Consider the following 12,741-nt stretch of genomic DNA (forward strand, 5'->3'; position numbering starts at 1 on the left):
TAAACTGGTTCAGGGCGCTACGGGCTGTAATGGTAATTACACTAGCCGGTGTCGAATTGGAGCCGCTGGAGTCCCAGACGGGTGCCGAACGCCACCGGTTCGAGTACAACCGGGACATGACGACGGCCAGCATGGCTGTCGTCGCGGCGCTGTCGGAAGTGACTGAGACGGACCCGATGGAACTGCAGCCGCTGCACGAGACCATCGACACCGACGCACTCGACGCGTTCATGTCCGGACGGCCGGCCGACAGTGACGCGATAGCGGTCACACTCCAGCTAGCGGGGTATACGGTCACGGTCTACGGCGACGGCGAAGTCGCCGTGTCACCGTCGCCAACCCAGCGGGCCGAGGCCTGGACTGGGGCGGGTAGTCAGCTATGACCGACGGGGACTCATCGGTCTCCTCGGAGCGCGAACTCCACACCAGACTGCAGGCGCTCTTGCACCGGGCCCACACCAGCGGTATCGACGTCGAAGGCGCGTGGGAGTGTCGAAACGGTGCCGAGCATCCCGACTGGGACGTCGTCGTCACTGAAATGGAAAAGAAAACCGGGTGACTGTCGGCGTCGGGCCGTGCCGACACCACACCGGTAGTCAGGGCGACTCCGAGCACACCGTCAGCAGTCGCCGCGCTGTTTCAACCACTCGTCCAGCAGGTCCCGGACCGCGGCATCGCGGTTGTCCCGGTGGTCCGCGAAGGCCTTGTCGTCGACCGCTTCCAGCAGCGCCTCGTCCAGCTCGACGTCGACTTCTTCGAGGTTGAGGAACGCTTCGTCCATGGGTTTTGAGCGGTGCCGACCGGATAAATACCCTCGTCAGACGGCCGTCCCCCGCGCGTGTGACACCCCGCGGCTCGCTGTCGAAAGCCACACCTCGACGGCCACCCATCCACCAGCATGGAGCGTACGCACCTCGACTTCGACCGCTACTTCGAGGTCGTCATGGGGACCGACGAGGCACAGGCCGCCGAGATGACCGTCGAACCCGGCCGCAGCGTCGGCGGCCCCGACAACTACCACCCTGACAGCGACCAGTGGCTGTTCGTCGTCTCGGGGACGGGCGTCGCCACGGTCGACGGCGACGAGCAGCGCATCGAGGCCGGCGACCTGCTCCGTATCGAGGCCGGCGAGCGCCACGGTATCGCAAACGACGGCGAGGAACCGCTGGAGACGGTGAATTTCTACACGCCGCCCCGATAGCACTCGTCTGTCGCGTCGCTTCGAGGGTCTTCGCTGCGGTCGGTGTCTCGCTACTGTTCGACGGCTCGCGGTGCTCACCGCATCGCTTCGAGGGTCCGAACGGAGTGAGGACCCTCGCTACTGCTCCACGGCTCCCGATGGTCGCCGTTCCGCTTCGAGACACCTCCCTGCGGTCGGTGTCTCGCTATGCCACCCCAGCCTGTTCGTCCATCGGGTCGCGGATGTCGCCGACGACGGCCTCCAGCGCGTCGGTGACGGTGAGCAGGCCCAGCACCTCGCCGTCTTCTAACACAACGGCCAGCTCCTGACTCTCAGCCTGGAAGCGGTCGATGGCGTCGCTGACACTCGTGTCGGCCGATATCGTCATCGGCGGCGCGGCGACGGCTTCGAGCTCGACGCCCGCGAGCAGGTCGTCGTCGCCGGACTGTGCGTTCGCCGCCCGGAGCAGTTCGGGGACGTAGACGATGCCCAGCAGGTCGTCGCTGTTCTCGCCGATTAGCGGATACCGGGTGTGGGGCGTCTCGGCGACCTTGTGGGCGTTCTCGGCGTCGCCGTCGGTCGTCGAGAGCGCGACGACGTCCGCGGCTGGGACCATCACGTCCCGGACCTGCTGGTCGCCGGCGTGCAGCGCCGCCAGCACTTCCTCGCGCCGTTCCTCGGAGAGGTCGCCCTCCTCCAGCGTCGCATGGAGCTTGTTTCGGAGGTCTCCGCGGCTCTCGATGACGTCCTCCTCGGTCTCGAGCCACGCGCCGGACATCTCGACGCCGAAGAGGCCCAGCGTCCACTTCGCGACGCTGTCGCCGACGGAGATGAGCGGCGAGATGAGCTTGGCGAACCAGTACAGCGGTGTCGCGCCGTACCGACAGACGAAGCGGGAGCGCTCCACTCCGAGGTAGGTCGGCGTCTGTTCGCCGTGGGTGAGGTGGACGAGGTTGATGATGGCGAAGGCGATGGCGGCCCCCAGCCCGATGCCGGCCAGTCGCGACCCGGCGAAGGTCGGCTCGAACAGCGCGGCCAGAGCTGGCTCGGCGACGATACCGACGGCGATGGAGGAAGCCGTGATACCGACCTGACAGCTCGTCAGGTAGATCTCGAGGTCGTCCGTCATCTCCCAGGCCCGTTCCAGTGCCGGGTTCCCGTCCCCCACGAACTCCGACTCGGTGAACTGCCGTGCCCGGGTCAGCGCGAACTCGATAGCGACGAAAAAGCCGTTGGCGAGGATGAGCGCGACCCCGGCGAGCAGCCGCAGCGCTATCTCGACCGGTTGCATAGGCTGGCCGGGCGTTCCGCGTCGTCACCTGAAAACCTGATGGTTCGGCTACTCGAAGTCGTACTCGACGCCGGTCAGCTCCTCGGAGACGGTCCAGAGCTGCTCGGCGTCGGCCTCGTTCTTCGAGGCGGCGTTCGATTCCTGGAACTCCGGTGACCCGCGCATTCGCATGAACCCGCTGGGACCGACGTACTCACCGCCCGTGACCGCGTCGCTGGTCGCGGCGTACAGCATCGGCAAGGCCCCACGCTCGGCCGACTGGCCGAACAGCTTGTTGGCGACTTTCATCACGTTCAGCCGCACGTTAGACTCCATCTCCCGGGGCCCCCGGAACTGCAGGTCCGTGGCGGCATAGCCCGGATGGCAGGCGACACTTTTCAGGTCGGCCCCGCTCTCGGCCAGTCGACGCTGGAGTTCGTAGGCAAAGAGGAGGTTCGCCAGCTTCGAGCGGCCGTAGGCCGACCACTTGCCGTACTCGCGTTCCGATTGTAGATCCGAGAAGTCCATCTCGCCGGCGGTGTGGGCCTGTGAGGACTGCGTGACGACGCGGCTCTCACCTTCGCTCGCGCGGAGTTCGGGCAACAGGTGACCAGTCAGCGCGAAGTGGCCCAGGTGGTTCACCCCGAGTTGCTTCTCGAAGCCGTCGGCCGTCTCCTGACGGGGGATGGCCATCACGCCGGCGTTGTTACAGAGCACGTCGATGCCGTCGGCCTCCTCGCGGAGCCCCTCGGCGAAGGTCGCGACGCTGTCGAGGTCCGCCAGGTCACAGACCCGAACCTCCAGATTCCCGCCCCGTATCTCGCGGCGGATATCCGTCGCGGCCTCCTCGCCACGCTCCTCGCTCCGGCAGGCCATCACCACGGTCGCGTCGGCGTCGGCGAAGGCCTTGGTCGCCTCGTAGCCGAGCCCGCTGTTGGCGCCGGTGACGACCACCGTCTCCCCCTCCATCGGCGACATCTCTTCGACTATCCAGCGTGACATACGCCGATTTTGGCACCCCACCCACAGAAATCCTCGCAATCTGTGGACCTTTTAGCGTCGGGGACCTACACTCCGGCGATGAGCGACGTCTCGGTCACCGTCTACACCCGCGAGAACTGTCACCTCTGTGCGGAAGCCATCGACACCATCGAACGGGTCGCCGACGAGGAAGGCGTCGCGGTCGAGATGGACCTGGTCGACGTGGACACGGACGAGCAACTCCGCGAGGAGTACGGCGAGCGGGTGCCCTACGTCCTGCTCGACGGCTCACCGGCGTTCAAATACCGGGTGGACGAGGCGCGACTGCGCCGGAAGCTGTCGGAGTGAGCAATTCCACGAGAGTGGGCCTCACTCGTCCGCAGCTGCGGTGTAGCTGTGGAAGGCTTCGATTGCTGTCGCGACGAGCGCACTGTCGAGAGTTCCTTGCTGGCGGTCGAGGTCCCGATGCTTGAGCGTTGCCGTGTACCACGGCGAGATGTACGACTGCTTCTGGGACCCTCCCCGAACCCACGCATCTTCGGGGACAGTGATGCCCGACTCGTGCTGCTGTGTCGTCATCGCAAGTCCGATACACTCGGTGTGCGCAAACGGCTGTGTCCGGTCGCTGACGACTACCCACGGTCTGTAGGCGGGCCCCGATTTATGTGGTGCCGGACCCCACCAGACTTCGCCCTGTTCGTAGCTCATTACTCCGTCTCAGAATCTATCCCTGGCCCCCACTCGTCGGGGTCCTCGGGTCCGAATCGCTCGGTGACTGTCCGGGCGACGCCGAGCGAACTGAGCGTCGTCTCGACGTCCTCGACGTCACCGAGTGCCCAGTAGTCCCCTCGATGACGCACGAGCCCGCGCTCCTCCAGCCGGGAGAGCACTACGCCGACGCTCCCCCGGGCGACAGCCGTGGCCTCGTGAATCTCCTTTGGCGTATATGCCTGTCCGGGATGGGTAGCGAGAAACCCGAGAATCTCCTCGGCGTTCGTCGGCCCGCCAGCGCGGAGTTCTTCGACCGATTCCTCCTCGAAGCGGTCGATGTCGATGGGCATATCTGGAGATATGTAATCGAATGTAATAGCTGTAACGGCGCTCCCTACAGTCCCGACGCCCGCTCCTGTTTCCCCCGCTCGACGGCCTCATCCAGCGCCGCCGTCGCCGCCGCCGGGTCTTCGGCCCGCGTAATCGCCGTTATGACGGCCACGCCGTCGGCGCCGGCCGCGGCCACCGCGTCGGCGTTCTCGGCCGTGATGCCGCCGATACCGACCAGCGGGATGTCGACAGCGTCGGCGATTTCGGCCACCCGCTCGGGGCCGACGCCGTGCTCGTCTTCGGGGATATCGTCTTTCGACTGGGTGCGGTAGACGGTCCCGACGCCCAGATAGTCCGCACCGGCGTCCGCGGCCGCTTTCGCGGCCGCGACTGTCGACACCGACCGGCCGATGACAGCCTCGGCACCCAGCAGTTCCCGGGCGACCGGCACCGGCAGGTCGTCGTCACCCAGGTGGACGCCGTCGGCATCGAGGGCCTGGGCGAGGTCGACACGGTCGTTGACGACGAACGTGACGCCGGCCTCGCGACACAGGTCGCGAATCTCCCGGCCCATCTCGTAGCGCTCGCGGACGCTCTGGTCCTTCTCGCGTAACTGGACGACACCGACGCCCCCCTCGATGGCTCGCTCGACGATTTCGCGGGTGGACCGCCCCGCCGACAGCGACTCCCCGGTCACCAGATAGACGCTCCAGTCGGGCATGGCTGGCCCTGGGGACGCTGCCGGCCTGTCTCTTGTGTTTCCGGATAATCACCGACCGACGGTCTTCGAAATCGTGCGTCCCTCGCTGTCTCTCCCGTCCTCGTGCTCGTCGAAGACGTACATCGCTTCGATGGCACCCCCGAACAGGAAGCCGAGGAAATGTGAGAAATCGGCGATCCACCGTGGTCCGGCGAATATCATGACGAGGAGGAACCCGGTGGCCAGCGGCGTCAGCAGGCCAAAGACGATGATCTGCAGGGTCTCGAGCGACGAGTCCTGTAGCGCGTACCCGGTCGACCGAACGAGCACCGCGGCACCGACCCCGAAGACGACGCCGCTCATACCGACCGTCGGCCCCTGGATGAGGATGCCCGTCGCGGTCTTTCCGAAGCCGATTGTGACCACCAGCCAGAGGACGTGTCGGTTACTGGTGAGCCAGGTCATGAGGATGCCGAAGGGGAGCCACAGCCGCATGTTCCCGGCGTAGTGGCCCCAGTCCGCGTGAAAGAGCATGTTCACGGTGTAGTTGAACGGGTTCAGTAACCACGGGAGTCCCTCGAACTCGAAGACGTCGTGGAACCTGATTCCGCCGGCCGCGAGGGCGCCGCTCACCAGCGCGATTCCCAGCACTGTGACGGGGACGTATCCCACCACCCGTCTCGCCGACACGTCCATCCTACGCTTGTCGGTTTCGCGCCACGCTTGAATCTCTTTTCCCGCCCCGAATGCCGAAGATATTACTCCCGTCGTTCCGTCCCTCTCGACGTGCGAAACTTCCACATCACGAGAGTCTGGGGGATTCCGATACGGGTCAACATCTCGCTGCTCGTCTTCCTGCCGGTCCTTGCCTGGCTCATCGGCAGCGGAGCCCAGATAGCGGCCTACGCTGGCATCGTCGGCGCGCTCGCCGGCACCGAACTGGACATCTCGGTCCTGCTGGCGGGGTCGACGCCGTGGGTCGTCGGCACCCTCGCCGCCGTCGGACTGTTCGTCAGCGTCACACTGCACGAACTGGGCCACGCCTGGGCGGGGATGCGCTACGACCTGGAGGTCGAGTCTATCACGCTGTGGATTCTCGGCGGGCTGGCCAGCTTCAAGACGTTCCCCCGTGAGTGGCAAAAGGAGTTCTGGATCGCCGTCGCGGGGCCGATAACGAGCGTTCTCACCGGTGTGGCCTGTTACGCCATCCTGGTCGCCCTGCCGGCCAACGCGACGGTGGCGCTGTTCGTCGTCGGCTGGCTCGCGGTGACGAACCTCGTCCTCGCGGGGTTCAACATGTTGCCGGCGTTCCCGATGGACGGCGGGCGCGTGCTCCGGTCGCTGCTTGCGCGGAAGCGGTCCTACGCTTCGGCGACCCGCACTGCCTCCCGCATCGGGACCTCCTTTGCCATCCTCTTTGCCGTCGTCGGCGTGCTCAACTTCGCGCCGATGTTGCTGCTGCTGGCGCTGTTCATCTACGCCGCGGCCAGCGGCGAGTCCCGGACCGTCGCGCTGGCGGACCTCCTGGAGGGGTTGACCGTCGGCGATGTCGCCAGCCCGACGCGGCTCACCATCGACGCCGACGCCACCGTCGAGGAGCTGGTCGACCGGATGTTCGCCGAGCGCTCGACGGAGTTCACCGTCACGCAGGCCGGCGAGGTGGTCGGCGTCGTCACCGTCGCGGACTTCAAGGAGCTCTCGAAGGCCCAGCGCGAGGCCGACACCGTCGCCGACCTGATGGTGACCGACCTCCCGCGGCTCGATTCGGCGATGTCCGCCTTCGACGCGCTGGTCGAACTCGACACCGGCAGGGCGACGTCCGCGCTCGTCGAGAGTCCCGAGGGCACCCACGTCGTCTCCCGCGAGGACTTCACCTCGGCGATGGAGATGCGCCGGCTGGAGCGGGCCGACGGGCCGTTCTAGTCGGCTCCGCTCGCGCTCTCCTCACCCAGTAGTGCCCGGGCCGACGCGACGCCGAGGAATCGCGGGACCCGCTCGGCGTACCGTTCGTACTCTCGACCGTACTGTTCGCGGAGCCAGGGCTCCTCGGCGAAGGGGAGGACGAACCAGGTGACCAGCGCGACGGCACAGAGTGCCATCGCCAGCGGGGTGGCCGCGAGGACGGCGAACGCGACCGTCGCGACGATGTAACAGACGTACTGCGGGTTGCGCGAGTAGCGGTACCAGCCGCCGGTTCGCAACTCCCCTTCCAGACCGCTCGTCTCCTCGGTGCCCAGGTCAGACCCGGCCACGAGCGCACCCGCGAACGTGACGACGAACACCGTCCCGGCGACCGCCTGGAGGCCGAGTGGCGCGCCGAGGCTGTTCCAGCCGGCGTAGGCGACGTACAGCAGGGCGACGTTGTGGACTGGTTCCAACCCCCAGTGGAGGTAGAACTGCCAGTTACGCTCGCCAAAGGGGTAGAAGTCGGTCCAGCCGAGCGCGCTCGTTACCGTCCCGACCAGGTTCGTCCCCTTCGCGAGGGCGCCCAGGACCGCCGCGACGACTGCCATCGAGAGTTCCATGAGCGGTCGTTTACCGTCGACGCCGGAGGCTGTTCTCACGAACTGACTAGGGAATTTAAATATGCACCCGGTCGTCGGGCCGCTGTGAAGTATCTCGACGTCACCATGCGCCAGCCCGGCTGGATGCTCCACCCGATGCAGGAGTTCATCCGCGACGAGGACCACGTCGACTACGAGGAGCTCCAGGCCTGGACCGGGATGGCCAGCGAGCGGCCCGTCGAGTACGTCCTCTTCTACGTCGAGGCCGACCGTGAGCCCTACGAGGCGGCGCTTGCCGGCGTCGACTCCATCCGGTGGTACGACCTGACTGAAATCGACGACGACGCCTTCTACGTCTACATCTGCCAGGAGACCAGAGACGAGGACATCTCCTGGCGCCGGGCCTTTGCCGACCTGAACGTCGCGCCCGTCCCGCCCGTGGTGTACGACAGCGACGCCAGTTTCCACATGACGCTCGTGGGCACCGGCGCGGACCTCCAGGCGATGCTTTCGGACCTGCCTGACGACATCGACGTGACCGTCGAGGCAATCGGCGAGTACGACCGCCGGCACGCGCCGGTCGTCGGCGACCTCACCGCCCGCCAGCTGGAGGCCGCCGAGACTGCCGCGGCGCTTGGGTTCTACGAGGTGCCCCGGGAGGCCGGCGTCGCCGACGTAGCGAGCGCACTCGACTGCGCCGAGAGCACGGCCTCGACCCTGTTGCAGGAAGCCGAGGCGCGTGTCATGCGCCGACTCGTCGGCCGGTACAGCCGCCGGGCGCTCGACGAGCGGTAGCTACAAACCCTCGGGTCACACAGCAGGGGACGATGCAGTCAGGTCTCGTCGAGACGATATCGTCGGTCGGCGGCTCGGACCCGCTGGTGCTGGGACTGCTCGGCGGGCTGGTCATCGCCGGGATGAACCTCTTCGGGGCGTCGCTGGTGTTCGTCTGGCGCGACCCCTCCGAACGGGCACTGGACGTCGCGCTGGGCTTTGCCGCGGGCGTGATGCTCGCGGCCGCCTTTACCAGCCTCATCATCCCCGGCATCGAGGAGTACTCGGGTGGCAACCCGCTGCCGACGCTGTTCGGTGTGGCACTCGGTGCGCTCTTCCTCGACCAGGCCGACCGCTTCGTTCCCCACGCGCACTACCTGCTGACCGGCAGCAAGCGGTCGGACGCGGCCCAACCCACCGAGTCGCTCCCGGTCGACGAGGAGCGACTCACCGGCGTCGTCCTCTTCATCCTCGCCATCACGCTGCACAATATGCCGGAGGGACTGGCCGTCGGCGTCGGCTTCGGCGCGGCGGCCAGCGACCCCGCACAGCTCGGGGCGGCCGTCTCCTTGATGCTCGCCATCGGCATCCAGAACGTCCCCGAGGGGCTGGCCGTGTCGGTGGCCGCCATCAACGCCGGGCTGGACCGACGGCTGTATGCCGTCGTCGCCGGGCTGCGGTCGGGTGTCGTCGAGATTCCGCTCGCGATTCTGGGGGCTGTGGCCGTCGCCACCGTCGAACCGCTGCTCCCCTACGCGATGGGCTTTGCCGCGGGCGCGATGCTCTTTGTCATCTCCGACGAGATAATCCCCGAGACCCACCGGAGCGGTCACGAGCGGGTCGCGACGCTGGGGCTGATGGCCGGCACTATCGTCATGCTGTATCTGGATATCGCGCTGGCGGGGTGAAGAGTGCGGTTCAGGATGGCGTGACACTCGGTATCGGGCACAGATTCAATAGCGGACACACTGTGATAGTGAACCACAGCGGGTGAGATGATGTCTGAAACGGCTCCAAACGCCCCACTCCCGGATATTCCGTCCGTGGAACGGACGTTCCGGGAGGTAAACGACGTGACGCTGCACATCGTATCGGCAGGCGACCCTGCTGACCCAGTCGTCGTGCTGCTTCACGGCTTCCCTGAATTCTGGTATGCGTGGTCGGCGTATATCGAGTGGTTCGTCCAGGCCGGATATCGCGTGCTCGTCCCCGACCAACGCGGCTACAACCGGAGTGAGAAACCGGATGGCATCCGTCCCTACCGTGTGGCGACCCTCGCCGAGGATATCGTCGCCCTGCTCGCTACCGAAGCGTGTGACAGCGCCCATCTCGTCGGCCACGATTGGGGTGGCACCGTTGCGTGGCACGTCGCGCTGCGGTCGCCGGAAACTGTCGACCGACTCGGTATCGTCAATATGCCGCATCCGACCGTGTTCACCGACGCGCTCCAGTCGAATCCCAGACAACGGCAGAAAAGCCAGTACATCTGTTCGTTTCAAGAGCCGAATGCGCCGGAGAAGCGGGTCGAACAGAACCAGTTCGACACGTGGGTGTCCGTCATGAACGGCCCCTCCAGATCTGGAACGTTCAGCGAGACAGATTTCGAGCGGTATCGACAGGCGTGGGCAGAGCCCGGTGCGCCAGCAGCGATGATAAACTGGTACCGAGCACTCGTCCAGTACGACACTGAGCCACCACGGACGCAGGTGGCGCCACCGACGTTGCTCATCTGGGGTGAAAACGACCAGGCTCTCGTCCCTGAACTGGCACCAGAGAGCATGGAACTCTGTGCCCAGAGCAACCTCGAACAGTTCCCGAACGCGACCCACTGGATTCTCCATGAGTATCCCGAACGTGTCGGCGAATTACTACTGGCGCATATCGAGGCCTGACGTCCTGGACATAACTACAGTAGTCGCTCGCTACAGCCGGGGCTTTCTGGCTGTGCATACTCTGGGTCGCGTCACGAACCACTGGCTACCGAGCATGGTGAAATGCGTTTCTGTAACGCCGCAAACAGAATTATCGTTCTGCGAACATTAAGGTGGTGTCCGCACCTGGCTTCTCACATGTCACCGAAGCAGTCCCGACCGCTGGTCGTCGGCGTCGTCGGGAGCCTGAACGACGGGAGTGTCACGCGGAGAGCGACCGGCTGTGCCCTGGCGGCGGCCGCGGAACGCGGTGCCGAGACCGAACTTCTGGACCTCCGGGAGTACGACCTGCCGACCTTCGACCCGAACGCCGAGCCGCCGGCCGACGTGGCGAAACTGACCGACCGCATCGAGGCCGCCGACGCGGTCATCCTGGGGACGCCGATGTACCACGGCTCCTACAGCTCCGTGCTGAAGACGGCGCTGGATTACTGTGGCTTCGAGGAGTTCGAGGACACTACCGTGGGCCTGCTGGCCGTCGCCGGCGGCGGGTTCCCGCTGCCCGCGCTGTCGCATCTCCGGGAGGTCTGTCGGGCCTTCGAGGCCTGGGTCCTCCCGACGCAGGCCGCCGTCACCGACTCCCACAGCGTCGGCGACGAACTCCCGGAGAGCGACCGCGAGCGACTGGCCGACCTCGGCGAGGGGGCCGTCGAACACGCCGCCGTCGGGGAGCGCCCGCCCGCCGGGGCCTGTGCCGTGCCGGCAGACGACTAGTCGACCCGTTTGGTTCCCCGTGGACGACTAGTCGAACGCCGTGACCGTCGCGGACGGTTAATCGAACGCGGTCACCGTCCCCGATCCGTCGACGACGGCGACCCGTTCGGCGTCGCCAGCGGCCACTGTCACCGCCACTTCCCAGGGGTCCTCGCCCCGGACGGCGACGGCGTCGGGGTCGACGACGAAGGGGAGTTCCCAGAGCCGGCGTGCCCGCACGTCGACGCCGTTGTCGGCACAGAACCCCTGGACATCTGGGTGGCCGAGCAGGAGTGCGCCGGGCGGGACGTTGGCGTGGTAGCTACACTGCTGGCAGTCGTAGCCCACCGTCACGTCGTGGCCCCGGACCGCGACGGCCTTCTCGGGCGCGTCCGACCTGACCCACGACGCGACGTGGCCCGAGCAGACGGGGCAGACGTCGGCGCCGGCCTGGGCCCAGTTCGCCCGCGCGACGCGGTCGAAGGCCCGACCGAGTTCGTCGCCCTCGCGGTCGACGAGCCCGCCGGGGTCGAACGGATGGCGGAGGTAGCGCCGCTTGCAGTCCAGACAGGCGACCCGGCCGCCCGCGATGGTTTTGTAGCTAAAGGCCAGGTCGCCCCCGCAGTCGAGACACGACCCCGACACCGGCTCGCGGTCGACGCCGGTCTGCTGGTGGAAGGCGCCGCCCTGGACGGCGTCGACGACGCGGTGGCCGGGGTAGGTCAGCGCGTACTCTCCGCTGTCCGTCTTGGCGACGAACCGACCCTCCAGCTTCGAGAGGTGGTAGTTGAACTTCCCGCTGTCCCGTTCGCCGACCCGCTCACGGAGGGCAGAGAACGACAGCCGCCCCGCCTCGGCGTTGCCAAGCTCCCGCAGGATGGCGATGCGGAGCTCGTGGCCCACCAGTCCGAACGCGTCCTCCGGCGAGATGTCTGTTCGTTCGTTCGCGACCATACCGGCGGTGTCGGTCGGCAGACTAATAGCTGCTGCCGTCAGCGGTCGTACGGCCAGTTGGGGTCCCGGTCGAACTCGTCGGGGTCGAGGCAGGTGTCGGCCTCCTCGGGTGTGCAGGCGCCGTACTCGCGGACGTTCTCACGCGCCGTCGACAGCGAGACGTGGTTGCTGTCACCGACGTAGTCGATGTCCCTGAACTGCGTCGGGTCGTCGAGCCAGTGACAGACCGGACAGACCTCGTAGGACCCGGGTTGGCCCTCAGGCAGCGTCCGATACCCACAGCACGGACAGTACCCAAGCTCCCGCGCCGCGGGGTTGCCGGGCGTGTCGGTCGACATACGCCGTGGTATGGCACGACACATCAAAGAACTACCGGGTCGTTCAAATCCCCCGAATCGCCCGACGGCCCTCACTCCGACTGTGCGCTCTCGACCTTGTCGGCGTGTTTCTCCAGTTCGGCGGCCATCTCGCGGGCCTGGTCGGGCGAGAGGGTCACCTTGTCGGCGTGGGGCTCGACGTTGTCGACCTGGGTGTTGTCCATCTCCAGTTGCACCGAGACGTGGTCGGGATTTTTCTTCGGGGAGGTCACGTTCAGCACCGCCATCGCCTCCTCCTCGAAGCCGTGGCCCTCGACTTCGCCGTCCAGCAGGTCGAAGGTCGTGTACGCCGTGACCATCATGATTCGGTCTACCATACCCGGCCGTTCGCTCCTC

20 protein-coding genes are annotated in these 12,741 nt (G+C 66.6%); 9 read left to right on the plus strand and 11 right to left on the minus strand.

Features of this window, described 5'->3' with window-relative positions; genetic code table 11:
* Positions 1-29: 29 nt before the first annotated feature.
* Together EGD98_RS11770 and EGD98_RS11775 are read left to right on the plus strand one after the other, a co-directional pair.
* Positions 30-383, plus strand: coding sequence for a HalOD1 output domain-containing protein (locus EGD98_RS11770; RefSeq protein WP_220588565.1), 354 nt, complete (start codon positions 30-32; stop codon positions 381-383).
* Positions 380-559, plus strand: coding sequence for a hypothetical protein (locus EGD98_RS11775; protein WP_220588566.1), 180 nt, complete (start codon positions 380-382; stop codon positions 557-559). The genes EGD98_RS11770 and EGD98_RS11775 overlap by 4 nt, the downstream gene beginning before the upstream one ends.
* Before the next feature lie 60 nt (positions 560-619).
* Here the strand turns inward: EGD98_RS11775 and EGD98_RS11780 are convergent, their stop codons facing one another.
* A complete protein-coding gene (locus EGD98_RS11780) occupies positions 620-781 on the minus strand; it encodes a ribbon-helix-helix protein, CopG family (RefSeq protein ID WP_220588567.1) in 162 nt (53 codons plus the stop codon).
* Between the two features lie 117 nt (positions 782-898).
* On the opposite strand from EGD98_RS11780, the gene EGD98_RS11785 reads away from it, so the two are divergent.
* A complete protein-coding gene (locus EGD98_RS11785) occupies positions 899-1,201 on the plus strand; it encodes a cupin domain-containing protein (RefSeq protein ID WP_220588568.1) in 303 nt (100 codons plus the stop codon).
* A gap of 184 nt (positions 1,202-1,385) precedes the next feature.
* Here the strand turns inward: EGD98_RS11785 and EGD98_RS11790 are convergent, their stop codons facing one another.
* Positions 1,386-2,471: a hemolysin family protein gene (locus EGD98_RS11790; protein WP_220588569.1), complete on the minus strand. Its 1,086-nt coding sequence runs from the start codon at positions 2,469-2,471 to the stop codon at positions 1,386-1,388.
* A 48-nt stretch (positions 2,472-2,519) separates the two neighbouring features.
* Complete coding sequence (locus tag EGD98_RS11795) at positions 2,520-3,452, minus strand: oxidoreductase (protein ID WP_220588570.1); 933 nt, start codon at positions 3,450-3,452, stop codon at positions 2,520-2,522.
* 78 nt (positions 3,453-3,530) lie between these two features.
* Between EGD98_RS11795 and EGD98_RS11800 the strand changes: the two genes are divergently transcribed.
* Positions 3,531-3,779, plus strand: coding sequence for a glutaredoxin family protein (locus EGD98_RS11800; RefSeq protein WP_220588571.1), 249 nt, complete (start codon positions 3,531-3,533; stop codon positions 3,777-3,779).
* Positions 3,780-3,800: 21 nt separating this feature from the next.
* Here the strand turns inward: EGD98_RS11800 and EGD98_RS11805 are convergent, their stop codons facing one another.
* The 4 genes from EGD98_RS11805 to EGD98_RS11820 are packed head-to-tail and all read right to left on the minus strand — an operon-like array spanning position 3,801 to position 5,868.
* A complete protein-coding gene (locus EGD98_RS11805; protein WP_220588572.1) occupies positions 3,801-4,139 on the minus strand; it encodes a type II toxin-antitoxin system PemK/MazF family toxin in 339 nt (112 codons plus the stop codon).
* Positions 4,139-4,492: a MarR family transcriptional regulator gene (locus EGD98_RS11810; protein WP_220588573.1), complete on the minus strand. Its 354-nt coding sequence runs from the start codon at positions 4,490-4,492 to the stop codon at positions 4,139-4,141. Before EGD98_RS11810 ends, EGD98_RS11805 begins: the two co-directional genes overlap by 1 nt.
* Before the next feature lie 44 nt (positions 4,493-4,536).
* Positions 4,537-5,193, minus strand: coding sequence for a thiamine phosphate synthase (gene thiE / locus EGD98_RS11815; protein WP_220588574.1), 657 nt, complete (start codon positions 5,191-5,193; stop codon positions 4,537-4,539).
* Positions 5,194-5,241: 48 nt separating this feature from the next.
* A complete protein-coding gene (locus EGD98_RS11820; protein ID WP_220588575.1) occupies positions 5,242-5,868 on the minus strand; it encodes a rhomboid family intramembrane serine protease in 627 nt (208 codons plus the stop codon).
* 90 nt (positions 5,869-5,958) lie between these two features.
* On the opposite strand from EGD98_RS11820, the gene EGD98_RS11825 reads away from it, so the two are divergent.
* On the plus strand, positions 5,959-7,095 hold the full coding sequence (locus EGD98_RS11825) for a site-2 protease family protein (RefSeq protein WP_220588576.1): 1,137 nt from the start codon (positions 5,959-5,961) through the stop codon (positions 7,093-7,095).
* Here EGD98_RS11825 and EGD98_RS11830 read toward each other — a convergent pair.
* Positions 7,092-7,697 (minus strand): methyltransferase family protein, encoded by a 606-nt coding sequence (locus tag EGD98_RS11830; protein ID WP_220588577.1) that lies wholly within the window; start codon positions 7,695-7,697, stop codon positions 7,092-7,094. The two genes, EGD98_RS11825 and EGD98_RS11830, sit on opposite strands and share 4 nt — an antisense overlap.
* An 84-nt stretch (positions 7,698-7,781) precedes the next feature.
* Between EGD98_RS11830 and EGD98_RS11835 the strand changes: the two genes are divergently transcribed.
* From EGD98_RS11835 to EGD98_RS11850, 4 genes are all read left to right on the plus strand, one after another.
* Positions 7,782-8,471, plus strand: coding sequence for a helix-turn-helix domain-containing protein (locus EGD98_RS11835; protein WP_328762775.1), 690 nt, complete (start codon positions 7,782-7,784; stop codon positions 8,469-8,471).
* A gap of 32 nt (positions 8,472-8,503) precedes the next feature.
* A complete protein-coding gene (locus EGD98_RS11840; RefSeq protein WP_220588578.1) occupies positions 8,504-9,358 on the plus strand; it encodes a ZIP family metal transporter in 855 nt (284 codons plus the stop codon).
* A 90-nt stretch (positions 9,359-9,448) separates the two neighbouring features.
* Complete coding sequence (locus tag EGD98_RS11845; protein WP_220588579.1) at positions 9,449-10,342, plus strand: alpha/beta fold hydrolase; 894 nt, start codon at positions 9,449-9,451, stop codon at positions 10,340-10,342.
* A 177-nt stretch (positions 10,343-10,519) separates the two neighbouring features.
* A complete protein-coding gene (locus tag EGD98_RS11850; protein WP_220588580.1) occupies positions 10,520-11,095 on the plus strand; it encodes an NADPH-dependent FMN reductase in 576 nt (191 codons plus the stop codon).
* 57 nt (positions 11,096-11,152) lie between these two features.
* Here EGD98_RS11850 and EGD98_RS11855 read toward each other — a convergent pair whose 3' ends face one another.
* The 3 genes from EGD98_RS11855 to EGD98_RS11865 form a co-directional block, all read right to left on the minus strand.
* Entirely contained in the window at positions 11,153-12,028 is an 876-nt protein-coding gene (locus tag EGD98_RS11855; protein WP_220588581.1) for a DUF7351 domain-containing protein, read from the minus strand.
* A 38-nt stretch (positions 12,029-12,066) separates the two neighbouring features.
* A complete protein-coding gene (locus EGD98_RS11860) occupies positions 12,067-12,366 on the minus strand; it encodes a CPCC family cysteine-rich protein (RefSeq protein WP_220588582.1) in 300 nt (99 codons plus the stop codon).
* Between the two features lie 71 nt (positions 12,367-12,437).
* On the minus strand, positions 12,438-12,722 hold the full coding sequence (locus EGD98_RS11865; protein ID WP_220588583.1) for a DUF6360 family protein: 285 nt from the start codon (positions 12,720-12,722) through the stop codon (positions 12,438-12,440).
* Positions 12,723-12,741 lie beyond the last annotated feature (19 nt).

Origin of the sequence: Haloarcula salinisoli (assembly GCF_019599405.1) — an archaeon.
In the GTDB taxonomy this organism is placed as follows: Archaea; Halobacteriota; Halobacteria; order Halobacteriales; family Haloarculaceae; genus Haloarcula; species Haloarcula salinisoli.

Coding starts and splice junctions, on each gene's coding strand:
- EGD98_RS11840 (WP_220588578.1), top strand. CDS start 8,504: ATGCAGTCAGGTCTCGTCGAGACGATATCGTCGGTCGGCGGCTCGGAC.
- thiE (WP_220588574.1), bottom strand. CDS start 5,193: ATGCCCGACTGGAGCGTCTATCTGGTGACCGGGGAGTCGCTGTCGGCG.
- EGD98_RS11770 (WP_220588565.1), top strand. CDS start 30: ATGGTAATTACACTAGCCGGTGTCGAATTGGAGCCGCTGGAGTCCCAG.
- EGD98_RS11790 (WP_220588569.1), bottom strand. CDS start 2,471: ATGCAACCGGTCGAGATAGCGCTGCGGCTGCTCGCCGGGGTCGCGCTC.
- EGD98_RS11860 (WP_220588582.1), bottom strand. CDS start 12,366: ATGTCGACCGACACGCCCGGCAACCCCGCGGCGCGGGAGCTTGGGTAC.
- EGD98_RS11830 (WP_220588577.1), bottom strand. CDS start 7,697: ATGGAACTCTCGATGGCAGTCGTCGCGGCGGTCCTGGGCGCCCTCGCG.
- EGD98_RS11780 (WP_220588567.1), bottom strand. CDS start 781: ATGGACGAAGCGTTCCTCAACCTCGAAGAAGTCGACGTCGAGCTGGAC.
- EGD98_RS11775 (WP_220588566.1), top strand. CDS start 380: ATGACCGACGGGGACTCATCGGTCTCCTCGGAGCGCGAACTCCACACC.
- EGD98_RS11850 (WP_220588580.1), top strand. CDS start 10,520: ATGTCACCGAAGCAGTCCCGACCGCTGGTCGTCGGCGTCGTCGGGAGC.
- EGD98_RS11795 (WP_220588570.1), bottom strand. CDS start 3,452: ATGTCACGCTGGATAGTCGAAGAGATGTCGCCGATGGAGGGGGAGACG.
- EGD98_RS11855 (WP_220588581.1), bottom strand. CDS start 12,028: ATGGTCGCGAACGAACGAACAGACATCTCGCCGGAGGACGCGTTCGGA.
- EGD98_RS11800 (WP_220588571.1), top strand. CDS start 3,531: ATGAGCGACGTCTCGGTCACCGTCTACACCCGCGAGAACTGTCACCTC.
- EGD98_RS11810 (WP_220588573.1), bottom strand. CDS start 4,492: ATGCCCATCGACATCGACCGCTTCGAGGAGGAATCGGTCGAAGAACTC.
- EGD98_RS11785 (WP_220588568.1), top strand. CDS start 899: ATGGAGCGTACGCACCTCGACTTCGACCGCTACTTCGAGGTCGTCATG.
- EGD98_RS11845 (WP_220588579.1), top strand. CDS start 9,449: ATGTCTGAAACGGCTCCAAACGCCCCACTCCCGGATATTCCGTCCGTG.
- EGD98_RS11820 (WP_220588575.1), bottom strand. CDS start 5,868: ATGGACGTGTCGGCGAGACGGGTGGTGGGATACGTCCCCGTCACAGTG.
- EGD98_RS11865 (WP_220588583.1), bottom strand. CDS start 12,722: ATGGTAGACCGAATCATGATGGTCACGGCGTACACGACCTTCGACCTG.
- EGD98_RS11805 (WP_220588572.1), bottom strand. CDS start 4,139: ATGAGCTACGAACAGGGCGAAGTCTGGTGGGGTCCGGCACCACATAAA.